21 protein-coding genes and 2 pseudogenes are annotated in these 21,370 nt (G+C 70.4%); 12 read left to right on the forward strand and 11 right to left on the reverse strand.

Annotated elements, in window-relative coordinates:
- The first annotated feature begins 58 nt into the window (after positions 1 to 58).
- Positions 59 to 1,528 (forward strand): MFS transporter, encoded by a 1,470-nt coding sequence (locus GXP74_RS01380; RefSeq protein WP_182449585.1) that lies wholly within the window; start codon positions 59 to 61, stop codon positions 1,526 to 1,528.
- Between the two features lie 109 nt (positions 1,529 to 1,637).
- Positions 1,638 to 2,033, forward strand: coding sequence for a MazG-like family protein (locus tag GXP74_RS01385; protein WP_182449586.1), 396 nt, complete (start codon positions 1,638 to 1,640; stop codon positions 2,031 to 2,033).
- Between the two features lie 356 nt (positions 2,034 to 2,389).
- Here the strand turns inward: GXP74_RS01385 and GXP74_RS01390 are convergent, their stop codons facing one another.
- The gene (locus GXP74_RS01390; RefSeq protein ID WP_182449587.1) at positions 2,390 to 3,223 is read right to left on the reverse strand and encodes a helix-turn-helix transcriptional regulator; all 834 of its coding nucleotides are present in this window, start codon (positions 3,221 to 3,223) and stop codon (positions 2,390 to 2,392) included.
- A gap of 118 nt (positions 3,224 to 3,341) precedes the next feature.
- Between GXP74_RS01390 and GXP74_RS01395 the strand changes: the two genes are divergently transcribed.
- The 3 genes and pseudogenes from GXP74_RS01395 (at position 3,342) to GXP74_RS01405 (ending at position 6,914) form a co-directional block, all read left to right on the forward strand.
- Positions 3,342 to 4,526: an MFS transporter gene (locus GXP74_RS01395; RefSeq protein WP_182449588.1), complete on the forward strand. Its 1,185-nt coding sequence runs from the start codon at positions 3,342 to 3,344 to the stop codon at positions 4,524 to 4,526.
- A gap of 279 nt (positions 4,527 to 4,805) precedes the next feature.
- Positions 4,806 to 5,666 (forward strand): annotated as a pseudogene (locus GXP74_RS01400) (MalY/PatB family protein); the annotation flags it as partial.
- A gap of 315 nt (positions 5,667 to 5,981) precedes the next feature.
- Positions 5,982 to 6,914, forward strand: coding sequence for an alpha/beta hydrolase (locus tag GXP74_RS01405; RefSeq protein ID WP_225448544.1), 933 nt, complete (start codon positions 5,982 to 5,984; stop codon positions 6,912 to 6,914).
- A 101-nt stretch (positions 6,915 to 7,015) separates the two neighbouring features.
- Here GXP74_RS01405 and GXP74_RS01410 read toward each other — a convergent pair whose 3' ends face one another.
- Both GXP74_RS01410 and GXP74_RS01415 read right to left on the reverse strand, forming a co-directional pair.
- Positions 7,016 to 7,684 carry a hypothetical protein gene (locus GXP74_RS01410; protein ID WP_182449589.1) on the reverse strand — a complete coding sequence of 223 codons (669 nt, stop codon included), beginning with the start codon at positions 7,682 to 7,684 and terminating at the stop codon, positions 7,016 to 7,018.
- Complete coding sequence (locus GXP74_RS01415; RefSeq protein WP_225447645.1) at positions 7,681 to 8,259, reverse strand: RNA polymerase sigma factor; 579 nt, start codon at positions 8,257 to 8,259, stop codon at positions 7,681 to 7,683. The genes GXP74_RS01410 and GXP74_RS01415 overlap by 4 nt, the downstream gene beginning before the upstream one ends.
- Positions 8,260 to 8,522: 263 nt before the next feature.
- Between GXP74_RS01415 and GXP74_RS01420 the strand changes: the two genes are divergently transcribed.
- The 3 genes from GXP74_RS01420 (at position 8,523) to GXP74_RS01430 (ending at position 12,748) form a co-directional block, all read left to right on the forward strand.
- Positions 8,523 to 9,173 (forward strand): hypothetical protein, encoded by a 651-nt coding sequence (locus tag GXP74_RS01420; RefSeq protein ID WP_182449590.1) that lies wholly within the window; start codon positions 8,523 to 8,525, stop codon positions 9,171 to 9,173.
- Between the two features lie 266 nt (positions 9,174 to 9,439).
- The gene (locus GXP74_RS01425; RefSeq protein WP_182449591.1) at positions 9,440 to 9,946 is read left to right on the forward strand and encodes a hypothetical protein; all 507 of its coding nucleotides are present in this window, start codon (positions 9,440 to 9,442) and stop codon (positions 9,944 to 9,946) included.
- Positions 9,947 to 10,312: 366 nt separating this feature from the next.
- Positions 10,313 to 12,748: an arabinofuranosidase catalytic domain-containing protein gene (locus tag GXP74_RS01430; RefSeq protein ID WP_225447646.1), complete on the forward strand. Its 2,436-nt coding sequence runs from the start codon at positions 10,313 to 10,315 to the stop codon at positions 12,746 to 12,748.
- Between the two features lie 337 nt (positions 12,749 to 13,085).
- On the opposite strand, the gene GXP74_RS01435 is transcribed toward GXP74_RS01430, so the two are convergent.
- On the reverse strand, positions 13,086 to 13,712 hold the full coding sequence (locus GXP74_RS01435; protein ID WP_182449593.1) for a hypothetical protein: 627 nt from the start codon (positions 13,710 to 13,712) through the stop codon (positions 13,086 to 13,088).
- Between the two features lie 124 nt (positions 13,713 to 13,836).
- Here GXP74_RS01435 and GXP74_RS01440 point away from each other — a divergent pair, with 124 nt between their 5' ends.
- A complete protein-coding gene (locus tag GXP74_RS01440; protein WP_182449594.1) occupies positions 13,837 to 14,346 on the forward strand; it encodes a toll/interleukin-1 receptor domain-containing protein in 510 nt (169 codons plus the stop codon).
- A gap of 74 nt (positions 14,347 to 14,420) precedes the next feature.
- Here the strand turns inward: GXP74_RS01440 and GXP74_RS01445 are convergent, their stop codons facing one another.
- From GXP74_RS01445 to GXP74_RS01455, 3 genes are all read right to left on the reverse strand, one after another.
- Positions 14,421 to 15,803 (reverse strand): DUF2079 domain-containing protein, encoded by a 1,383-nt coding sequence (locus GXP74_RS01445; RefSeq protein ID WP_182449595.1) that lies wholly within the window; start codon positions 15,801 to 15,803, stop codon positions 14,421 to 14,423.
- Positions 15,804 to 16,144: 341 nt separating this feature from the next.
- On the reverse strand, positions 16,145 to 16,567 hold the full coding sequence (locus GXP74_RS01450) for a hypothetical protein (RefSeq protein ID WP_182449596.1): 423 nt from the start codon (positions 16,565 to 16,567) through the stop codon (positions 16,145 to 16,147).
- Between the two features lie 161 nt (positions 16,568 to 16,728).
- Positions 16,729 to 17,049, reverse strand: a complete 321-nt coding sequence (locus GXP74_RS01455; RefSeq protein WP_182449597.1) for a hypothetical protein — start codon at positions 17,047 to 17,049, stop codon at positions 16,729 to 16,731.
- A 365-nt stretch (positions 17,050 to 17,414) separates the two neighbouring features.
- Here GXP74_RS01455 and GXP74_RS01460 point away from each other — a divergent pair, with 365 nt between their 5' ends.
- The 3 genes from GXP74_RS01460 to GXP74_RS01470 all read left to right on the forward strand — a co-directional run bounded on the left by GXP74_RS01460 (position 17,415) and on the right by GXP74_RS01470 (position 18,680).
- A complete protein-coding gene (locus tag GXP74_RS01460; RefSeq protein WP_304940904.1) occupies positions 17,415 to 17,645 on the forward strand; it encodes an ATP-binding protein in 231 nt (76 codons plus the stop codon).
- Positions 17,646 to 18,000: 355 nt separating this feature from the next.
- On the forward strand, positions 18,001 to 18,279 hold the full coding sequence (locus tag GXP74_RS01465; protein ID WP_182449598.1) for a type II toxin-antitoxin system Phd/YefM family antitoxin: 279 nt from the start codon (positions 18,001 to 18,003) through the stop codon (positions 18,277 to 18,279).
- Positions 18,276 to 18,680, forward strand: coding sequence for a type II toxin-antitoxin system VapC family toxin (locus GXP74_RS01470; protein ID WP_225447647.1), 405 nt, complete (start codon positions 18,276 to 18,278; stop codon positions 18,678 to 18,680). The genes GXP74_RS01465 and GXP74_RS01470 overlap by 4 nt, the downstream gene beginning before the upstream one ends.
- A 457-nt stretch (positions 18,681 to 19,137) precedes the next feature.
- On the opposite strand, the gene GXP74_RS39975 is transcribed toward GXP74_RS01470, so the two are convergent.
- The 4 genes and pseudogenes from GXP74_RS39975 to GXP74_RS01485 all read right to left on the reverse strand — a co-directional run bounded on the left by GXP74_RS39975 (position 19,138) and on the right by GXP74_RS01485 (position 21,219).
- Positions 19,138 to 19,338, reverse strand: a complete 201-nt coding sequence (locus GXP74_RS39975) for a hypothetical protein (protein ID WP_225447648.1) — start codon at positions 19,336 to 19,338, stop codon at positions 19,138 to 19,140.
- Complete coding sequence (locus GXP74_RS39980) at positions 19,335 to 19,568, reverse strand: hypothetical protein (protein ID WP_225447649.1); 234 nt, start codon at positions 19,566 to 19,568, stop codon at positions 19,335 to 19,337. Before GXP74_RS39980 ends, GXP74_RS39975 begins: the two co-directional genes overlap by 4 nt.
- The gene (locus GXP74_RS01480; RefSeq protein WP_182449599.1) at positions 19,565 to 19,843 is read right to left on the reverse strand and encodes a CopG family transcriptional regulator; all 279 of its coding nucleotides are present in this window, start codon (positions 19,841 to 19,843) and stop codon (positions 19,565 to 19,567) included. Before GXP74_RS01480 ends, GXP74_RS39980 begins: the two co-directional genes overlap by 4 nt.
- A 594-nt stretch (positions 19,844 to 20,437) precedes the next feature.
- A pseudogene (locus GXP74_RS01485) lies at positions 20,438 to 21,219 on the reverse strand (maleylpyruvate isomerase family mycothiol-dependent enzyme).
- Between the last annotated feature and the right edge of the window lie 151 nt (positions 21,220 to 21,370).

A 21,370-nucleotide genomic window follows, 5' to 3' on the forward strand; every position in this document is an offset into this window, starting at 1 on the left:
TGTCCGCCACCCCACAGCACCACCCCGGCCCCGCCTCATCCGACGCAAGGACGCGCCCGTGACCCCGCCCCCGGCCTCGCCCACCCCGCCGCGCCGCACCTCCGCGGGGGCGCGCACCGTCCCCGTCGTCGCCCTGCTGGTCCTGGTGGAGTTCTGCAGCGGGATCCTCCAGGGCGGCTTCCCGATCCTGCTGCCGCACCTCCGCGACAGCCTGCATCTGGGCGCGGGCACGGTCAGCCTCGCCCTCGGCGTCGAGTTCCTGGTCTCCGGGGTGGCCCTGCCGGTCACCTCGCGCCTCGGCGACCTGCACGGACACCGGCTCTGGCTGCGGATCACGGTCGCGCTCACGCTGGCCGGCTACCTGCTGTCGGCCGCGGCGGCGGTGGCCGGGTCGCTGCCCCTGCTGCTGCTCGGCCGGGCACTGGCCGGATTCCTGTCCTGCTGGCTGCCGTTGGAGTTCGCCATCATCAGGGACCGGATGGGTGAGCGGCGCGGAGGGCGGGCGGTGGGCCTGCTGGTCGGCTCGCTCACGCTCGGCAGCACCCTGGGCGCCCTGGTCGTCGGCGGACTCAGCGGCGCCGGGGCCGGTCCGCAGCCGCTGCTCTGGGGCCTGGCCGCGCTCCCGGCGCTGGCCCTGCCGGTGGTCTGGTTCCTGGTCCCGGAATCGTCGGTGCGCGCACCCGGCGGCATCGACTGGAGCGGGGTGGCGCTGCTCTCGCTCGGCCTCACCCTGCTGCTGGGGGCCCTCGGCGGCGGCGCTCCGATCGGGGCCGCGGTGGCGCTGTTCGCGGTGGGCGCGCTGCTGCTCGCGCTGTTCGTCCGTCAGGAGCTGCGCAGCACCCGACCCATGGTCGATGTCAGGCTGCTGGCCCGACGGGCCACCGCGCCCGTCTTCGCGCTGAGCTTCCTGCTCGGCTGCGCCCTCTACGGCGCCCAGGGCCCGATGCTGACCTTCGAGGCAGCCACGCGCGCCGACGACGGGTACGGCCTGGGGGTCTCCACGCTCGGCCTGGGCCTGCTGGCACTGCCGCCGACCCTGGGCGCCATGGCCGGTGCGATCACGGCCGACCGGCTGGCCCGCCGCTTCGGCTTCCGCCCGATCCTGACCCTGGCCTTCGCGGTGTGCACGCTGGGCTACGGCTCGGTCGCGCTGGCCCACGGCGTCGCCTGGCAGATCGCGGTACCCGGGGCGGTGTCCGGCTACGGCGCCGGGATCGGCCTCAGCCTGCTGCCGAGCCTGCTGATGCGGCGGATGCCGGCCGATCGCACCGGAATCGGCACCGGGATCTACAACACCCTCAAGTCCCTGGCCGGAGCCTTCGCCGGGGCCGGTGCGGCGGCGTTGCTGGACCACTGGGTGCTGCGCCACGGCGTCCCCACCGAGGGCGCCTACGTCGCGGTCTGGACCTGCTGCGCGCTGCTGTGCGCGCTGGGTGTCCCGGTCGCCCTGGCGCTGCGCGGCGAGGGCCCGGCGGCGCTGTCCGCGGCCGAGCCGTTGGCGACCGGCACCGCCGCCGCCCGGCCGTGACGTCACCGTGGCCCCTGCCCGGCCGACGGCGGCCCGCGACTGACACCCTCGCCGGTAGCAGCACCGCCCGCGGCAGCACGCCGCGCCCCCAACCCGCCCGGAGGACCGCATGACCCAGCCCCCCGCCAGCAGCGCCACCCCCGGTCCGGACGCCTGGACGGTGGTCGGTGACCTGGTGGCCTGGCTCAACGAGAGCAACGGCGCCGGGCCGCAGGAGACCGCGCTGCGGCTGCTCAAGGTCACCGAGGAGTCGGGCGAGGTCGCCCAGGCCTACATCGGCCTGACCGGCCAGAACCCCCGCAAGGGCGTGACCCACACCCCCGCGGACGTGGCCGGGGAGCTGTGCGACGTGATCGTGGCCGCGATGGTCGCCCTGCACTCCTTCACCGACCAGCCCGCCCGCCTGCTCACCGACAAGCTCACCGCCATCGAGCACCGCTCCCGGGCCTTCCGCGAGCACACCGCGGCCGACCCGGACGGCGGCGCCGACGGGTCCACCGGGTGACGGTACCGACGCCGGGCTCGGCGGCCCCGGGCTCGGCGGGTGCCCCGGACCAGCAGGGTCGGGCAGCGGACGCGCAGCCAGTCCGAGGTGGTCGAGCAGGGCCGCCACACCGCCGACGTAGCCACCGCGCTCGTAGTCGGCGGCCCGGTCGGACTCGCCGTGCCCGGGCTGGTCCAGCGCGATCACCCGCCACCCCGCGCCGAGCCGCTCGGCCAGCGGCGCGAAGTCCGCGCCCTCGCTGAAATGCCCGTGCAGCGCGATCAGTTCCGGACCGGCACCGCCGAAGTCGACGTAGCGGAGCCGCCGCCCGGCCACCTGGAAACCGCCCCGCACCGCGTCACCCATGGCGCTGGAGCCTACGCGTCCATGCCCAGCGCCCGGCGGGTCGACGGATCCGCCGGATAGCGCGCGACCAGGTGCAGTTCCGGGTCCTCCGCCGCGATCAGCTTCGCCTGCCGGAACGTCAGCGGCCCCAGCCGTGGATGGTCGAAGCACTTGAGCGCCGGGGTGAAGGCCGCCACGTCGTGGCGCTCCCAGCGTTCGGCGAAGCCGGGGTCGGCGCCGGAGACGTCCTCGACGATCTCGTCGAAGCGCGGGTCGCCCGGATGGCGGTCGGCGGAGGCGCGGAACTGGGCCAGGATCGCCCACGATTCGGCCTCCCAGTTCCTCAGGACCGTACGCATCGACTGGCAGCCGAAGTACAGCCAGAGCATGTTGCGGCGCCGCACCGGGGTTTCGTCGAGGCCGCCGTAGATGGCCGCCTCGGCATCGTTGTGGGCGAGGATGTCCCAGTGCCGGTCCAGCAGGCAGGCCGGGTTCGGCGCCAACGCGGCCACGGTGGCCCGGAGATGGTCGCCCACCGCGGGGCACCCCGTGGCCGCCGGCCGCGGACCGGAGTCGCTCTCCCCGGCGAGGTCGAAGACGTGCCGCCGCTCCGCCCGGGTCAGCCGCAGCGTGCCGGCCAGCGCGTCGAGTACCTGGCCGGAGGCCGCGATCGGACGTCCCTGCTCCAGCCACGAGTACCAGGACACGCTCACGCCCGACAGCGAGGCGACCTCCTCCCGGCGCAGCCCGGGCGTCCTGCGCCGGGGACCGCCGACCAGGCCGACGTCGCCCGGGGTGAGGCGCTCGCGCCGCGAGCGCAGGAAGGCGCCGAGCGCGGCGCGGCGCTGAGCTTCGCGGTCATCCATGATGGGCCCAAGAATACGGCCGCGGGCGATCACCGCTCAGCCTGTTACCGCTACTCCCAGGATGATCCGTCAGCGGCTGGCCCCCGGAACGGGCCTCCGGCGCAGCCACGATGGGGTCATGACCACAGTCAGTCGGCCGGTCGAGCCGACCGCTCTCCCGGAGACCCGGGTCCCGCTCCCGCTCACCGCCGCCGCCTTCACCGCCAACTTCGACCGGTTCGCCATGGCGCCGATCCTGGTGACCGTCGCCGCCGCCCTGCGCGTCCCGCTGACCTCGGCAGTGGCCCTGGCCGGCGGGTACGCCCTCGCCTACGGCCTGTCGCAGCCGGTCTGGGGCGTGCTGTCGGACCGGATCGGGCGGCTGCGCGTGATCCGCGCCGCGCTGACCCTCGCGGCGCTGGCCGGGCTGGCCTCGGCGCTGGCGCCGAACCTGGCCGTACTCGCCGCACTGCGCATCCTGACCGGCTTCGCCTTCGGCGCGGTGGTGCCCTCCTCGCTCAGCTTCGTCGGCGACTCGGTGAAGCCACAGCGCCGGCAGGCCGCCCTCGCCGACCTGATGGCGGCGCTCGGACTCGGCAGCGGACTGGCGGCCCTGGTCGCCGGGGCGATCGGGAACTGGCTGAGCTGGCGGCTGGTGTTCGTGGTCCCGGCGATGGCGGCGGCGACGGCCGCCGTCCTGCTCCGCGGTGTCGCCGAACCGGAGCGCGCCCCGGTCGGCAGGCTGGTGACGCAACTGGCGACGGTGCTGCGGGCCCGGTTCGGCCACGTGGTCATGGCGCTCGGCGTGGTCGAGGGGGCGGTCCTGCTCGGCGGCCTGACCTTCGTCGCCCCGGCCCTGCAGCACCGCGGCCTCTCCGGGGCCGCGGCCGGTGCGATCACCGCCCTGTACGGCGCCGGGACGCTCGCGTTCACCCGCGCCGTCAAGGCACTGACGCGACGGGTCCCGCCGCACGGACTGGCCGCGATCGGCGGCGGATTCGTGGTGGTCGGGTACACGGCGGCGGCCGTGGCACCCGCCGTGTGGACCTACGCGCTGCTGGCCACGCTGCTGGGCGCGGGCTGGGCGTTCCTGCACTCGACGCTCCAGACGTGGGCGACGTCGGTGGTGCCCGAGGCGCGCGGGACGGCGGTCTCGTGCTACGTCGCCGCGCTGTTCGTCGGCAGCGCCATCGGGGCCGCGCTCGGCGGCGGGCCCGCCGACCACGCGCGGTTCGGCGCGATCTTCGGCCCGGCCGCCGCCGCGACCGTGCCGCTGACCGTCGCGGTGGTCGTCGCCCGGCGCCGCTTCACCGCCCACGGCTGACGCCGCACCCGCCCGCCCGCCGACGCCGACCCGCCGACCCGCCGACCGTGCCGCACCACCCGCGCCATCCTCCCGGACCGAAAGGCGACCATGCCGACCACGACCACCCCGCCGAACCAGACCCCCCTGGACCAACCCCCGCTGAGCCGGACCCCCTTGAGTCAAACCCCGCTGAGCCAAACCCCGCTGAACCACTACACGTTGGCGGAGCTGCGCCGCCGCCGCAGCGTCAAGTGGACCGAGTTCCCGCCGGACGTCCTGCCGATGCGCATCGCCGAGATGGACACGCCGCTGGCCGAGCCGATCGCCGAGGCGCTGACCCGCGCGGTGTCCGACGGTGACACCGGCTACGCCACACCAGGCCGCCTGCCCGCGCTCTTCGCCGCCTTCGCCGGACGCCGCTACGGCTGGCACCCCGACCCGTCCGCCATCCGACTGGTCCCCGACGTGATGACCGGCATCACCGAGGTCCTGCGCCTGGTCACCGAACCCGGCGACGCCATCGTGCTGAACACCCCCGGCTACCCGCCCTACTTCTCGCAGTTGGCGCGGCTCGGCCTGCGGCTGGTGACCACCCCGCTGGCCTCCGGTCCGCAGGGCTACCGGCTCGACCTGGACCGGCTGGAACGCGACTTCGCGGCCGGGGCGAAGGCGTTCCTGCTGGGCAACCCGCACAACCCGACCGGGACCGTGTTCACCCGGGACGAGCTGTCCGCCGTCGCCGACCTCGCCGAACGCCACGACGTCCGGATCGTCGTCGACGAGATCCTCGCGCCACTGGTCCACCCCGACCGCCGCCACCTCCCGTTCCCGTCCCTGGACCGGCCCGCCGCCGCCCGCTCGGTCAGCCTGGTGTCGGCCTCCAAGGCGTGGAACCTCCCCGGACTCAAGGCCGCGCTGGCGGTACCGGGACCCGACGCGCGCGCGACGCTCGCCGAGCTGGACGCGGAACTCGACGAAGCCGCCGGGCTGTTCGGGGTCCTCGCCGCCGAGGCCGCGTTCGCCGACGGCGAGCGCTGGCTGGACGAGCTGCTCCAGGCGCTGGACGGCAACCGGAGGCTGCTCGCCGACGAGCTGGCCCGCCGACTCCCCGACGTCGGCCACCGGCCCCCCGACGCGGGCTTCACCGCCTGGCTCGACTTCCGCGCGTTCGACCTGCCCGAGGACCCGGCCGAACGGTTCCTGCGCCGGGCCAGGGTCGGTGTCTCCTCGGGACTCCGGTTCAGCCCGGACCGACAGGCCGCCGAGCCCGGGTCCGGGCACGGATTCGTCCGGCTCAACTTCGCCACCCGTCCGGACCTGCTGGTCGAGGCCGTCCAGCGGATGGCCGCGGCGGTGTCCACCGCGGACGGGTCCGACGGCGCCCAGCGTCCGCGGTCCGACGGCGCCCAGCGTCCGCCGTCCGGCGGCAGTCTGCGGCAGCAGGCCCTGGGCGGCGATCCGGACTGGCCGACGATGACCGCCGCGGACCTGGCCGCCTACCGCGACGCGGAGAACCGCAGGCGGGCGTCGCCCGAGATACGGACGATCACCGGGACGCCGGATCCCGGTGCCGCGATCGAGTGGCAGGAACTGGCCCTTCCCGGCCGCAGCCTGCCGGTCCGCACCTACCGGCCGACCCCCGGGTCCGGCAGCGGCCCGGCCGACCGGGCCCTACCGCTGGTGCTCCACGTCCACGGCGGAGGGTTCGTGGGCACGGCGGTGCAGAGCGACTGGGTCAACAGCCGACTCGCCACCCGCCTGCCCGCGCTCGTGGTGTCGGTCGAACACCGCCTCCTCGCCCCGGACACGCCGCTGTCGGCCGCTGTCGACGACGGTTGGGACGCGCTCCAGCACCTGCTGCGGCACGCGGCCGCCTGGGGCATCGACCCGACCCGCACCGCCGTCCTCGGCGAGAGCTGCGGCGGACTGATCGCCGCCCTGGCCGCTGTTCGGGCCAAGGCGTCCGGACTGCGGCTGCGGGCGCAGGTACTGGTCAACCCCGTCGTCGACGTGACCGACTCGATGCTCGACCACGCCTCGGCCCGTCGGCACGCCGACAGCGCGACCCTCACCGTGCCGCAACTACGGCTGCTCCACCGGCTCGCCGCCCCCTCGGGCACCGATGCCCGGGCGCTCTCGCCGCTGTACGCCGACGACCTCACCGACCTCGCCCCGGCCCTGGTGGTGGTGCCGACCCACGACCCACTCGCCGACCACGGCCGCCGCTACACCGAACGCCTGCGCGCGGCCGGAACCCCCGCGCGGGCGAGCGAGTACCCCGGCGCCACCCACGCCTTCCTCAGCATGCCGGGTGTCGTACCCGAGGCCGAGACCGCGGGGTCGGAGATCGTCGACTTCCTCCGAGGCGCCCTGGCCGACCCCGGACACCCGATCACGGAGCGGTGAGCGGGACGCCTCCCCAGCGGGACCTGGCTCCGGACGCACCCTCGGCCCTCCGGGAACAGGCGGTGGGGCCCGACCGCGACGCGGTCGGGCCCCACGGCGGCCTACGGGTTGGTGCCCGGGGCGACGTAACCCTCGCCGATCTCGTTCATGGACTCCGGGACGCAGCTCGGCACCTGGCGCACCACCGACATCTGCAGCGTGCCGACCGACCCGTCCGGCGCCGTCGTCGGCACGAACAGCAGGTGCTCGCCCCGGGGAACGGCACTCGGCCTGATCAGGGTGTAGTGCCCGTTGAGCCCGCTGTCAGGGGCGGGCTGCGGAAGCGCCTTCCACGCGGCCTCGCTGTCGTCGGTGAGGACGGTGGCGTGGCACGAGGCCGAGAAGCCCATCACCACCGCCGGAATACCCGCCTGGCGCAGAGCGGCCCGCAACCCGGGAATGCCCTTGGCGTTCATCACCTCCACCGCGATCGTGCCGTCCGAGGTGGACTTCAGCACGTAGTCGGTGGTGACGATGTCGATGCTGCTGCTGCTGCTCTTGGCGTGGGGCGCGGCCGACGGACCGGCGACGGGCTGCTTGGCGTGCGGCCCGCCGGCCAGCGGCACGGCCACGGCCACGGCCACGGCGGCCGCGACCGCCCCCAGCGCGAAGGTCAGCCGACGGCGCGGGGCGCGGGCCCGCACCCGGTACCCGGTCGGGTCGGCCAGCGTGGTCGCGCGGGCCTGGAGCTCGTCCGCGAGCTGCTGCTTGAAGTGCAGAGGGGCGTTCACTGAGCGGCCTCCAGAATGGCGTCGCGGGAGTGGGAGTGGGCCTGCTCGGCAGCTCGCAGGGCCTTGCGGGCCCGGTGCAGCCGGACCCGGGCGGAGGTCGAGCTGATGCCCAGCGCCTGCGCGGCCTCGCGGGTGGTCAGCCCGTCGAGGGCGACCAGGTCCAGCACCTCGCGCAGCGGCTCGGACAGCGCCGCGTGGGCCGCCGCGAGCTGCCGGGCGGCGCGGGAGGCGTCGATCCGTCCCTCGATCGCGCTGACGTCCTGGTCGTCCAGCAGCCGCCGACCGGTGATCCGGGCGACCGCGTGCTGTTCGCGGGCACTGCCCCGGAAGTGCGCGGAGATGACGTTGCGGGAGATGCCGTACAGCCAGGCGACGGGCGCGCCGCGCCGGGCGTCGTAGGTGTCCACGCCCTCCAACGCGGCCACGAAGATGTCCGCGGTGAGGTCGGCGGCCAGGTGCGGGCTGTCGACACGACGGGTGACGAAGCCGAGCACGGCATCGAACTGCTGCTCGTAGAACATGGCGAACCCGGCGGGGTCGCGCACGGGTGGTGCGGTCGGATGCTCCGCTGGCACGGATGGCTCCTTGGGGCAGGTCGGGCGTGTGGTGCCTTACATCTCTACTTGGCCGCAGCCCCCCGAAGTGTTACCTCGCCCCCCACGGCCGCGCCCCCAGTACCGCACCGGACCGGGCCGAATGTCGATTCCGAGGCGATCCAGAGATCCAGGCCGACGCCCCCAGGCTGTTCGGCAGCTACGACTCGGCCTTCCACATCTGGTTGGGCGAGCGGACGGCGACCCGGGCCCTTGCGCTGCCTACCGCGTACGGGACCGAGTCGGTGGAGGTCCGGCTGAACTGGTGGGTCGATGACCCGGTCTGGGTGGTCAGTGCCGGGATGACTCACGGCTGGGAGGCCGTCCGCGCGGATCTGGACCAGCGGCTGCACCGGCTGGAGCGAGAGCAGGCGGTCGCGGGGATGGTGCTCGGCCCCGAGGATGTGCTCTCTGCCATCGGGGACGCCGCCCTGAGCGCTTCCGGCTTTGCCTACCGCATCACCGGTGTCCAGACCCGTCGGATGGACGGCGAATTGCGACTCGGTCAGGCCGGTGCCGCCGGATTGCCGTACTCCTGGACGTCCAACCGACGCGAGGAGTACGACTTCTGCCTGCGGGCCGTGCGCAGCGGCCCGCTCTCGCTCGCCGCGCTGTGGCTGCAACGACACCCTGATCAGGTGAGTCAGGTACTCGACTGGTCGTTGCGCAACCAGGAGCTTCTGCGTGGGCCGATCCGCTGGCAGGATGAGATGGCCGGGATGCTGGCCGAGCTGCCGCCGGAAATGCAACAGGAACTCACCGAAGTACTGAGGAAACGGCTGGTTGCTCTGGGCCAGCAGATCCCGGGTGCCCCGGCTGCGGACGCCGATCGCAGCTTCCGGCCGCCTCGTGATGAGGCATGGTGGACGGCCGCCGGGCAGCCCGGTCGGGCCTGAGCGCCGGTGCGCGATTCGAACGAGCGTAGGGCGTCGCCACGGCCACGGCCGCGCTACTAGCGGCCGCCGCTCTGGCCTCGACGCTCGCTCTCGCCTCGACGCTCGCTCTCGCGGCTGCCGGGACAGCCGCGGCCGAGCAGCCGTCCCAGGGCAACGGGCCGTCCGTCACCATCACCGGTCCTACTGGGCTCCAGGTCGGTGGCTCCTGGGGTGAGTGGACGATCCAGGCGAAGAACCCGGGTGCCGTTAAGGACAGCACGGACCGGATGATGTTCGAGGCCGGTTCAGGTGATGACACCCGGCAAATACAGTTCGACTACCGTCCGGGGACCACGGGCGCATGGAGGCCGATGCCGCTCAAGTGGACCCAGATAAGCAGCAACCCGAGCTTCCCGCTCTACGACGGCTCCTTCTACTTCGATGGTGGCGCCGTCCTGGGCCTTGCCCCGCACGGCACCAGGACCTTCCAGATGCTGGCCCGCCGCGTGGCAACCTCGGCAGAGACGCAGCCCTTCGACGCCGATCTCACCGCCGGGCTGACGCCCGACCTCCACGCGGATCAGGACGGGAACCTCACCGCGAGGGCGGACATCAGCGTCGCGCCCCTCGGTTTGAGCACGGAGATCAGCGGGCTACCGACGAACATCCCCGCCGACGGCAAGCCTCTGCGTCTGACAGTGGCTCAGGCCCCCTGTTCGTCCGCGGGGCCGCAACCGGGAGCAGGCACGCAGAGGGTCCGCGCCGTCCAACGGTGCGGGCCCTCTGGCCTGTAGAGGATGCGAGATCCGAACGCGCCGCATCGCCTGGACCGGCGCCGGACCCGCCGAAAGCCCCGCAGTGCGGCGGGCGGGGAGGACATCTGCAGGGATCACATCTGGCCAACCTCGGATCATCACCCGATGATATGGCGTAAATCTTCTTGACTTGCGCTCAAATTCGGTGGAAACCTGCACTCTCGAAGCCAGAAAGCCCCAAAACTCCGCCGGGTATCGCCGACTGTGGACGTATCCCTCCGTCGTCCATGCATTCCGGCGCGTGCTGTCCGCCACGCGCCGCGTACCGCATCCCACGACCACGGAAGCTGGCATATGTTCTCGACATCCCTCCCCCGACGATGGGTGGCGCTCGCTGCTGCCTTCATGCTGACGGCAGCGCTCGCCATCCTCGCGTTCAGCGCCGCGCCCGCGCGCGCGGCCACGGTCGAGCCCTGCGACATCTACGCCTCGGGCGGCACTCCGTGCCAGGCGGCCTACAGCACCACCCGGTCGCTGTTCGAGGCGTACGACGGGCCGCTCTACCAGGTCCAGCGCGCCTCCGACTCGACCTACCTCAGTGTCGGCCTGGAGTCGACCGGCGGGGTCGTCAACGTGGCGCCCGAGAACGCGTTCTGCGCCGGGACGACGTGCACCATCACCGAGCTGTACGACCAGTCCAGCAACGCCAACAACATGCCGATCTCGCCGGGTACTTCCTGCTCGGGCTGCAGTGGCGGGAACGCGGGCCCCGGCCCCGGCGGCGCGGACATCGGTGCCCCCGCCGAGGCGCTGCCGGTGTACGTCGACGGCCAGCCGGCGTACGGGATCGACTTCGACAAGATGGGTGTCGGCTACCGCGACAACGCCGCCCGTAACCTGCCCACCGGATCCGAGGCCGACGGCCTGTACGAGGTCACCTCCTCCAACCTCACCGACAGCAGCTGCTGCTTCGACTTCGGTCAGGGCGAGGCCAACGACTCCGACGACGGCAACGCGACCATGAACGCGATCTACTACGGCACGGACTGCTGGACCGGCAACTGCACCGGCCCCGGTCCCTGGGTCGGCGCCGACATAGAGAACGGCATGTACTTCAGCAATACCGGGGCGAACCCGACGGCCTACCCGAGCGAGAACGGCACGTTCCTCAGCGCGTGGGAGGAGAACAACGGCTCGACCAACATGACCTTGCAGTACGGCAACGGCCAGTCGGGCGGTCTCATCCAGACCTATTCGGGGGCGCTGCCGAGCGGCTACAACCCGATGAAGACCCAGAGCTCCATCGAGCTCGGCACCGGCGGCGACAACACGAGCCTGGGCGACGGACAGTTCTTCGAAGCCGCCGACGTCTCCGGTTTCCCGTCCCAGGCCACCCAGAGCGCGGTGCAGGCGAACATCGTCGCCGCCGGGTACAGCCTCACCCCGGCGGGCGAGGCCCCCTACGGTGGCACCGCCGCCGAGGTGCCCGGCACCGTACAGGCCGCCAACTACGACACCGGCGGACCGGGCGTGGCCTACAACGTCGCCTCGACGAACGGCACGGCCGACAGCTACCGCAGCGACGGGGTCGACCTGGAGGCGACCGGCGACACCACCGGTACGACCGGCACGGGCGCGGGCTACGACCTGGGCTGGACGGGCAGCGGGCAGTCGTTCCGGTACACGGTCAACGCGGCCGGTGCCGGTACCTACACGGTGGGTCTGCGGGTCGCCTCTCCCAACGGCGTCACCGACGCCCTGCACCTCGCGAACCTCTCGGGCACCAACCTGTCCGGTGACATCAGCATCCCCGCCACCGGGGGCTGGCAGAACTGGACCACGGTGAATGCCACCGTCACCCTGCCCGCGGGCACCCAGACACTGGTCGTGGACCAGGACAACGGCGGTTGGAACATCCACTCCATGAACTTCGCCGCCTCCGGCGTCACCTCCTCCTGGTTCGAGGTGGTCAACCAGGCATCGGGCCTGTGCGCGAGTGCCGCCGGGGGTTCGACCGCCAACGGCACCGCCGTGGAGCAGTTGGCCTGCACCGGCGCGGCCAGCCAGCTGTGGAAGTTCGTACCGACCTCGGTCAGCGGGAACTACGACGTGGTCAACGACAACGCCCAGTCCGAGGACGAGACCTGGAACATCACCGGCGGCGTGGGGGCCACCGCCCCGGGGGACACACTGCAGACCTGGAACTACGGCGGGACCGGCAACACCAACGCCCTGTTCGCCGCCCAACTCGGCTCCTCGGGCTACTACACCTTCGTGGCCGACAACTCGGGCCTGTGCCTGGCCGCCCCATCCACCAGCAGCGGAGCCCAACTCGACCAGAACACCTGCAACAGCAGCACAGCCCAGGCGTTCAGCCTGGTGCCCAACTCCGGTATCGACACCTCGTCGTGGTTCGAGGTGGTGAACGAGGGCTCCGGCCTGTGCGCGAGCGCCGCCGGGGGTTCGACCGCCAACGGCACCGCCGTGGAGCAGTTGGCCTGCACCGGCGCGACCAGCCAGCTGTGGAAGTTCGTACCGACCTCGGTCAGCGGGAACTATCAGGTACTCAACGACAACGCCCAGTCGGAGGGCGAGAGTTGGAACATCACCGGGGGAGTGGGGGCCACCGCCCCGGGGGCCGCGCTGGAAACCTGGAACTACGGCGGGACCGGCAACACCAACGCGCTGTTCGCCGCGGGCCTGCAGTACTCCGGCTACTACTCCTTCGTCGCCGACAACTCCAGCCTGTGCCTGGGAGCTCCCGCCACCAGCGGCGGCGCTCAGCTCGGGCAGTACACCTGCGACGGAACCGCGTCCCAGGCGTTCAGCCTGGTGCCATGAGCGCAGGGCGGCCACCCGGTCCCGCAACGGCGGGACCAACCGGCAACGGGCAGTAGCTCCGGCCCCCGACCCCGGCCCCGCCGCGCGAGCGGCGGGGCCTCCTCGCGGCAGCCGCGCTGCGATCTGCGAGGCGGTGTGCGGCGTCCGGCCGGGGCGTGGGTCGCGGTCCGCCCTCGGCCACCATGCGGACCGGCGTCCGGTGGTGCCCGGGCTGCCCCAGGGCCTGCGTGACAACTCCCGCCGCGCCCGCGACGCCCAGCGCGCACGCTCGCCGCGTGCGCGATCGTCGGTAATCGTCGGCGATCGGACTGTGCTGAACCGGGGCGGACGCAAGGCGCTAGCGGGCCGCGCCGACGAAGGTGACCATAGCCAGTACCAGAAAAGCCACGATTCCGTAGCGGAACACCGATATGGCCGCCCGCAGATGACGATGGCGCTGGGAATGCTGGAGTATATCTGTCCACAGCTCCGCAGCCGCGTGCCTGATTACCTCGTCGTAGCTCAGCGCCGATACCTTGCTGACAAAGCTGCTGCTACCGTCGACGGCCTTCAGGGTGTCGCCCCAGTTGAAAAGGAAGCGCGATGGGATCTCGCCCGGATGAACCATCCGAGTGGTTTTGCGGGCGGCAATGGCGTCCACGCAGCTCCAGAGGCTGCGCAGGATCAGTCCGATGGTGATCGCCGCGATGACTGCGAAGCATATCGTCCAGACCGGATGGCGATCGGGTGGTGCGGTCTGTAAGTGGTAGTCGACCAGGAACGCGGAGCCGGCCATCAGCACGGAATTCGCGCTGAGCAGGACGGAAGCGCGGGTGGCCGTCGAGGCGCGGAGCCGGTCGTACCGGTCGATGTGCCACCGGGTGAGTTCGATCAGTTCCTCGACCGGGACCCGTCCGCCCCGCCGGGTTCTGGGGGGCGAGGCCTGACTGCCGGTCGTGGGGTGACCTCCCGCTGCACTCGTCACGGTGCCTCCTGCCCTTCGGTCATCGCCGACTGGTCGAGCTAGCCTAGGCCCATTGACGTGATCACGTAGCGGCTTCGTAGAAACCGGTATCGGCCCTGTGCCGAGGACGCGACAAGAGGGGCAAATGCCGCATATCTTTATCAACTACCGCCGGGAGACCGACGCCTACGCCGCCGCACTGCTGGACGAACTGCTTTCACACCGCCTCGGCCCGGATCATGTATTCCGGGCCGGCCGGTCCATTGCCCCGGGCGCCGACTACACCCTGGAGATCGCTCGCGCCATCGCCTCCTGCGACGCGATGCTGGTGGTGGTGGGACCGGGCTGGCACGAACGTATTGCGGCGCGGTACCCGGACCAGGAGGACTGGGTTCTCTACGAGATCGAGAAAGCCCTGGAGGAGCAGAAGGTCATCGTTCCGGTGCTGCTTTCCGGTACCCCCCGGATAAGGCCGGGAGATCTTCCCGATGTGGTGCTTCCGCTGGCTTCCTTCCAGTACCTCCGATTCGACTACCGCAATACGGCGCGGGATGCCGCCTATATGTGCGAACAGTTGGAGCGCCGGTTCCCGGCGCGGACCCTGCGCTCACGCCTGTCCGCCACCCTCACCCCCCACCGCCCCCGCCAGCGCTAGCCGGCGGGCCTCGGCGGACGTACCGTAGCCCTCCGCAGTGCCGTCAACGAGTACCTCTTCGACGGGGAGTCCGGTCAGCTCTTGTGCAGCACGATGATCGGGCCGTCCTCGGTGACTGTTCGGAAGCCCTCGGTGCGCAGCTTCGCCAGGTAGGGCGGGATGTCGGCGGGGCCGATCGGGCATTCCGGGTTGGTGGTGTCCACTGCGGCCCAGTCCCCCCGGTCGACATCGGACCCCACGAGGGTGACGGTGTCGCGGGATGCCAGGGGGATGACCAGATTGTTGGTCGCCCTGACCTCGACGCCGGAGGGTATGACGGCAAGGGCGGTGTGCACGTCGGCGACCCAGGAGGGTTTGGCGGTGAAGGCGTCGGCGGACATCCAGGCGTAGATCTGCCGGTGCCGGTCGATGTGGAGCGTCACGGCCAGCGAGCACAGGGCAAGGCAGGAGCCTGCCAGCACCGGGAGCCACTCGCGGTTGAGCCCGGGCAGGAAGCGGCGCAGCAGGCGGACGACGCGCTGGAGGCCGTCGACCGCGCCGATGAAGGTGATCGCCATCAGCGGCATGTCGTAGTAGAGGTCGTCCGACCATTCGGTGCTCCGCGAGGAGAGCATGCGGGTGACCATCATCGGCGCTCCCAGCAGGGCGATCGGCGACGCCAGGCACATGAACGCGACGGGTGCCAGCAGGTCCAGCCAGTCGTTGCGTTTGACCGGGTTGTCGAACAGCAGGTGCAGGCCGAGGCGCGGATGAGTGGCCAACTGCCGGATCAGCTGGTCCATGTTGTTCGCGTGCAGGTTGGCCGCGTAGTCGGCGGCGTAGGTGAAGCCGTCCGGGTTGTAGTGCGGGATGATCACGTCCACGGTGAGCAGGAACATCCCCACACCCCAGACGAACAGGGCGAGCGCGTGCCGCCATTTGCGGTTGATCAGCGCCCAGATGCCGAACATCGCGACCATGGCCCCCATGTCCTCCTTCACGAAGACACCGCAGGCGATGATCACCGAGGCAGCTGTCCATCGCTTCGCGAGAGCCCGCTCCAGCGCCCAGGCAATCAGTGGGGCACCGAACATCACCTCGTGCACCGGGAAGGCGACTGAGCCCTGGATGCCCATGCCGGCCAGGTAGGCGGTGGTGATGCCGGCGGCTGTCCAGCGCCCCCAGGCCCTGCGGACCACCAGGTAGACGGGTATCGCCGAACTGCAGAGCAGCAGCACCTGGGCGAAGACCAGGGTCAGCGGGGAGTTGTGGACCCACAGGGCCGGGGCCAGCAGCATGAAGACCGGCGAGAAGTGGTCACCGAGTTGCGGGAATCCCTTGATCGGGTCGGTGGGGAAGCCGTGGAACGCCCAACCCTCGGTGGCTTGGTAGAAGATCCCGAGGTCGCAGGCGCCGGTCTGCAACTGGGTGTACTGGTGGTAGGCGAAGATCGAGTAGACGGTGACAGCTGCGGCCACCAGCCAACTGCACGGACTGCACACCGCTCGGCGCACCAGCGCGGGGAGACGTCGCCGGAGCCGCAGTCCCACCCAGGCACGATCCTGCAGAGGTGGTATCGGTTGCTTGGGTGACTCCGTCAGGGACACCAGGGCTCCACTTCACCGCATGAGCATTTCATGCGTTAACTACGACAATATGACTGCCGATCCGACCCTAGTGGTTTCGCGCCCTTAATCCATCCGATTGTTCGGGCCGATACCCCAGCATCGGTGCTCACAACGCAGTGGTGCTTGTCAGCCCATCACGGGACTGGCGCCGAAGATGACCTTCTCCTCGTACATGTCGCTCCACAATGCGGTCAGACCGCCATTGCCGCCCCTGACTGCTTTGCGACTGCCCGCAGTCGGGAGTCAGAGGTGACGTGCGACGCGATCGCGTCGAGCTGGTCGGCGTTGTACTGGACATGCACGACGTCGATCTTCATCGCTCGCGACGCGGGGGCGGGCTTCGGCACCGTCGAGGCGACCGAGGACGGCGTCAGCGATCTGTTCGTAGTGGCCACGAACACCGTGTCGTCCGCCTGGTCCACCCACAGACCGGCGTAGTCGTCGCCGTCGGACCTCACGGAATCCGAGAGGTGCTGCAACTGACCGGCCGCGAGGGTGGCCGGCGCTGGAGCAGCCTGGACGTCCGACGTGGTGGCGGCGAGCGTCGCAGCCACCGCGAGAACGGCCGTGGTCAAACTTAATGCCGCCCGCAGTTTCATGCGCATGGCGCTCATATGGAATCCCAAATTCCTAAACGCTATTGCCCGGCTCCGCGGTCAACCTAGTCGTACGACGCACGGTCCATCGGATGTGTGCGATATCTGTGATGCAGATCACTTTTTGGCGTACGACGGTTTGTCAACAGGTTGTCGTCGACGCGATTCGTGGAAGTCGTTCAGCTTCCCGCCTCCCAATCGTGAACAGCGCCGTGCTCAATTCCGAGGTGTGCGTCGGCGGCCGTCAGCTTCACGGTGTAGAGGCTGTAGCTGAGGTCCGCTGTGCAGGCGGACGCCTTGTGGATCTCATCGAGGACGGTCACCGTGACGGCGGTAGCCGTGGCGGATTCCGTGACTCCCTCCGGGACGACAGAGGTGCACCCGCCCCTGGTGACCTCGATGGTGAGCTCCTGATGGAGCCGGTCCTGCCTGACCAGAAGCCAGGGCAGACTGGCTGCCCCATCCGGGGCGTCCTGGACGACTTGCAGGGCCCGACTCACGGGAGGAAGCTCGTTCGCGGGCAGGAATGACGGAGCATCAGTACTGCTTCCCGCGCTTTGGGAGGCGCCACAACCGACCGCGCCCGCGGTGCAGAGAAGCGCAACCCAGACGACCCACGTTGCTCTGGCCAGGGACTCAAAGCTCTTGCGAGGGGCTCGCTTCATCATCAGGGTCCGTCCTTCTGGTTGAGGAGTCTCCGCGCCTCGCCGCACTGACGCGATGTGGTCCGGCATCCCGTCAAATACGCAGCACGGTGCTCGGACGTTACAGCCACCGATCAGGTTCCCTGCGGGAATCAGCGTGAGCCGCTCGGCGCTGCAGACCAGGGGACGTGCCAGGCCTACGTCTGCCCATACGGGCGGGTGTGGAGGAAGCGAGATCGACGGCGGCCATATCGAACAGGTACGCAAGGGCCAGCGTGATCGTCACCAGCAACAAGCCCTTCGGACGCTGGGGAGAGACCTTCGGCGACGAGACCGCCGCCGCCATGATCGACCGGCTCGTCCACCACGCCGAGGTCCACTCCCTCAAAGGCGAGTCCTACCGCATGCGGGGCCGCGAACTCGGCCACGCCCCCACCACCGGCAACGACTGAACACAACGAACGAGACCACACGATGGCCCACGATTGAACCGTTCAGGCCGGCCCATTTTCAGCCGTTGCCGACAAGTGAGACGGCAACTGGACGAGCGCTCGACGACCAGGTCTGACCTGCGGCGTCATCGGCGCTGTCGGCTGATCCGGCAGGGTCGCGCCCGCTGCGCGCGGGCTCCCCTCAGCGGTGCACTGGCTGGCTCGACCCACGTGGCGAAGCGACGTCGGCAGGCGCGGCAGGCGGGAACGCGCAGGGACTGCGCAACCGGAATGGAGCTGAACTGGCTGGGACGGGCCATCGTCCTCGTCCGACCATGGCGTATCGCAATGCATTACACTGCGATACGCTGACTCCATGAAGACCATCACTCAACGGGAGCTCGCCGCGCGCTCCAAGGCTGTACTCGATGACGTGGAGGCGGGCGAGACCTACCACATCACCCGAAATGGCACTGAGATCGCCGAAGTGCGACCGCTCAGCAGCAGACGCCGCTTCGTCCCGGTGGAGGAACTTCAGCGGAAGTGGCGCCACGCGCCGCAGGTCGATGCCGCTCAGCTACGAGCGGAGGCAGACGCGTTCTTCGGTTCCGAGGACCGTATCGATGAGGACGGCAATCCGTGGGATCGCGCGTGACCGACAGGCTGCCACGCGGACTGCTGGACACGTGCGTGGTCATTGATCTGCCGCTGATCGATTCCAGCCTCCTGCCTGTGGAGGCAGCTGTCTCCTCGATCGTCCTGGCGGAACTCGCCCAGGGCGTGGCGATGACGAAGGACCCGGCGGAGATGATGGCGCGAGCGCAACGTCTGGCCGACGTGGAGGCGGAGTTCGCGGCCATCCCCTTCGACCGGGAGGCCGCCCGCAGATTCGGAACCTTGGTCGCGCTCAGCGTCAAAGCGAATCGCAACCCCCGCCCTCGTCGAATGGACCTGATGATCGCTGCCACCGCCGCCGCCCATGGACTCCCGCTCTTCACGCGGAACGTCGATGACTTCAAGGGGCTGGAGCAGGGTGTCGAGATCGTCCCTGTGTGAGTACCCCCGCGTGCCCGAAGGTGTTCATCGGCCGGTGAGGGTCCTGTGCAGCCGCGGCTCACGACAAGGTGGCGGGGCCGTGCCCGCAGAGCATCGAAACCCTCTCCCGGAGAGCTCAGCACGGCCCGTCGAGACGGCGGATGAGGCTGGGAGCGCAGAAGCCCCGCACCGGTGAACCGGGCGGGGCTTCTGACCTGCGGAGGATACGAGTGACCTGCGGAGGATACGAGATTCGAACTCGTGAGGGGTTGCCCCCAACACGCTTTCCAACTGTTCATCCGAGGGGTCATGTAGGTTCAACGACGTCCTGACCTGCGGCGCAGCCGATCGGAGGTCATGCCGTGGACGCCGCGGAACGGGGATGAATGCAACTGGACCTGCAACTGCGGCCGTGTTTGCAGGACGGCGCTAGGCCTGCGGCGATGGGGCGGCGGTCGGATCTGTCCTGGTGGCCGAGTCAGACCTTCTTGACGACGATGTGGGACGGAAGCAACTTCTCCAGGTCGTCTACGTTCGAGGCGAAAACGGTGACCTGGCCTCGCTGTGAGAGTGCGACGACGGCGAGCATGGCGTCGATCGCGTACGTGTGACCGTGCAGTTTCGTGTCGGCCAGCAGTCTGCGCGCCCGTCGTGCCTCTTCCTTGCCCAGGTCGATCACTTTGACCCGGGAGAGCACCCAGTCCCAACGTTGCTCCGTCGTCCTGTCGTCCTGCCGTCGTACGCCTCGACCAGCGCCATGGGGGAGGTGACGACTTCGGCCTCTCCGCGTGCGGCAAGGTCGAGCCAGCCGATCATCATGCGGTCACCACGGACGGCTAGCGAAAGCGCCTCGCAGTCCAGCACGAAAACGCGCAGGGCCTTCGCGTCACGGTCGCGCTTCGGCGTCATGCGGCCTCGTCGGTGTGCTTGGCCTCTCTGGCCTGACGGCGCTGGTGCTCGGCGTCCAGTTCGTCCAGTGCTTCGTAGGAGGCCGAGCGCTCAGCATCGGTGACCGGCCCGTGCTCCTCCTCAAGCCACTCCACCAGATCCAGGAGCCGGTCCCGGTCGCGCTTCGCCCGCAGTGCTTCGGTGACGTATGCCGAGATGCCCCGCTCATCCGCCTCGGTCCGGATCTCTTCGAGGAGGTCCTCGGGGATGGTCACCGTCACCTTCTTGGATGCCATATAAGTGACCATATTCGCCATATGTGCAGCCCGTAATGAGCTGACTTGGCTCCGTGTTCGGGCAGCCACCATGATCCAAAAAAGCGTCAGATCTGGCGTGGACTTCGATCTTGTCGTGGGACTTCATGGAAAGTGCCTGGCGCCGGTATCGGCGTGCGCGCCGCGCAGGGGCTGGAAAGTTCGCTGTAGCTCGACGGCGGCGGCCGACATGGAGAGCACCGATGTGGAGCCTTGCCGTGACCGCGTATGCCGCAGTGCTCGCTGTCGCTGCCCTTCTCGGCGCCGTTGTGATCCTGCTGGATCGGACGATGGCAGTGGTTCGAAAGGTGGTAGGTGGTCTGATTCAGGCATGGCGCGATCTTGGCGAGCTGCGCCGACGCCGAGGTCAGGCCTCGGACATCGCCCATGCCCGGGCCGCGTTCGAGGCCGTCGCGGTACCCACCCCTCGCGGACCGGCACGCACCCGTCCAAGAATCCTGTTGGGCGACAAGGCCTACAGCAGCCGGGCGTTTCAGTACCCGCTACCAGGCCGGAATCCACCCAATCTCCACCATTATCTGGCTCCGCACGCTCTGAATCAGCGGCGGCGTGTCGTCACGCCCACCAGTCCCAGGCGTGGAACTGGTCGAACAGCCCTGGGTCCCCGTCGAGTCGCAGGGAGTCCAGCGGGATGCGCTCGTACAGGAACAGGACCAGATCACTGGCCGTGCCGTGGATGGAGAGGCCGGCCGCGTCCGGGTCCTCGTCGGGAGCGGGCAGTCGGGTGGTCCGTGCACCATCGCCGTCGACCGTGTGACGCCAGGAGCGGCCCTCGGTGGCGTGGAAGTCGAAGGCGGTGGGCTTGTGCGGCCAGGGGCTTGTCGTGAAGCAGGTGATGAACAGGTTCTCCTCGACGCCGTCGAGTGCCACTTCGGTCGGCAGCGGCTGCGGGGCGCCCACGGCGACCTGGGCGTCGTAGGTGTGCACCGCGATCTCCTGGACCTGGTGCCGGGCGACGGAACCGCAGGTGTCCGTCAACTGTGTGGCACCCCATCCGGTCCAGCAACTGCCGTCCGGGTCGGCCGCCCGCAGCGCGTCCAGCAGCTCCCGCGTTGTCGCCTGCAACCAGGCCAGCAGCTCTTCGCGGTCCCGGGGGCCGGCGCGCTGCGCTCGGCGACGGCCTCGGCCGGGGGAGCGTCGGCAGGTCCGGCGGCGATGGTGGCGGCTCGGAAGCGACGCCCCTGGCCCAGGTGCTGCGCCAGATCGAACAGCGTCCACTCGGGGCAGGTCGGCACCTGCACGTCGAGGCTGGGCGCCGAGGCGATCACGGCGCGGAAGGCGGTCGCACGGTCGTCGATCAGACGCAGCAGATCGGGAAACTCCAGAGACTTATGCACAGCGGCAGTTCTATCATCGTGATCCACTTGCCCGACAGCGGTTTTCCCAGCCGGTACGGCAGAGATCCGGCCCAGGCGAGCCCAAGCTCGGGGCCTCCGCCACGCCACAGCCGAGTCCCGCGTCTCAGGCGACAGGCCCGCCGGGGACGCA

The organism is Streptacidiphilus sp. P02-A3a, from assembly GCF_014084105.1.
In the GTDB taxonomy this organism is placed as follows: Bacteria; Actinomycetota; Actinomycetes; order Streptomycetales; family Streptomycetaceae; genus Streptacidiphilus.

What these genes read in the sequence shown, in the direction of transcription:
- GXP74_RS01385 (WP_182449586.1), top strand. Translation starts at nt 1,638, where the DNA reads ATGACCCAGCCCCCCGCCAGCAGCGCCACCCCCGGTCCGGACGCCTGG.
- GXP74_RS01390 (WP_182449587.1), bottom strand. Translation starts at nt 3,223, where the DNA reads ATGGATGACCGCGAAGCTCAGCGCCGCGCCGCGCTCGGCGCCTTCCTG.
- GXP74_RS01395 (WP_182449588.1), top strand. Translation starts at nt 3,342, where the DNA reads ATGACCACAGTCAGTCGGCCGGTCGAGCCGACCGCTCTCCCGGAGACC.
- GXP74_RS01405 (WP_225448544.1), top strand. Translation starts at nt 5,982, where the DNA reads ATGACCGCCGCGGACCTGGCCGCCTACCGCGACGCGGAGAACCGCAGG.
- GXP74_RS01425 (WP_182449591.1), top strand. Translation starts at nt 9,440, where the DNA reads ATGATGTTCGAGGCCGGTTCAGGTGATGACACCCGGCAAATACAGTTC.
- GXP74_RS01430 (WP_225447646.1), top strand. Translation starts at nt 10,313, where the DNA reads ATGCTGACGGCAGCGCTCGCCATCCTCGCGTTCAGCGCCGCGCCCGCG.
- GXP74_RS01440 (WP_182449594.1), top strand. Translation starts at nt 13,837, where the DNA reads ATGCCGCATATCTTTATCAACTACCGCCGGGAGACCGACGCCTACGCC.
- GXP74_RS01450 (WP_182449596.1), bottom strand. Translation starts at nt 16,567, where the DNA reads ATGAGCGCCATGCGCATGAAACTGCGGGCGGCATTAAGTTTGACCACG.
- GXP74_RS01465 (WP_182449598.1), top strand. Translation starts at nt 18,001, where the DNA reads ATGAAGACCATCACTCAACGGGAGCTCGCCGCGCGCTCCAAGGCTGTA.
- GXP74_RS39980 (WP_225447649.1), bottom strand. Translation starts at nt 19,568, where the DNA reads ATGACGCCGAAGCGCGACCGTGACGCGAAGGCCCTGCGCGTTTTCGTG.
- GXP74_RS01480 (WP_182449599.1), bottom strand. Translation starts at nt 19,843, where the DNA reads ATGGCATCCAAGAAGGTGACGGTGACCATCCCCGAGGACCTCCTCGAA.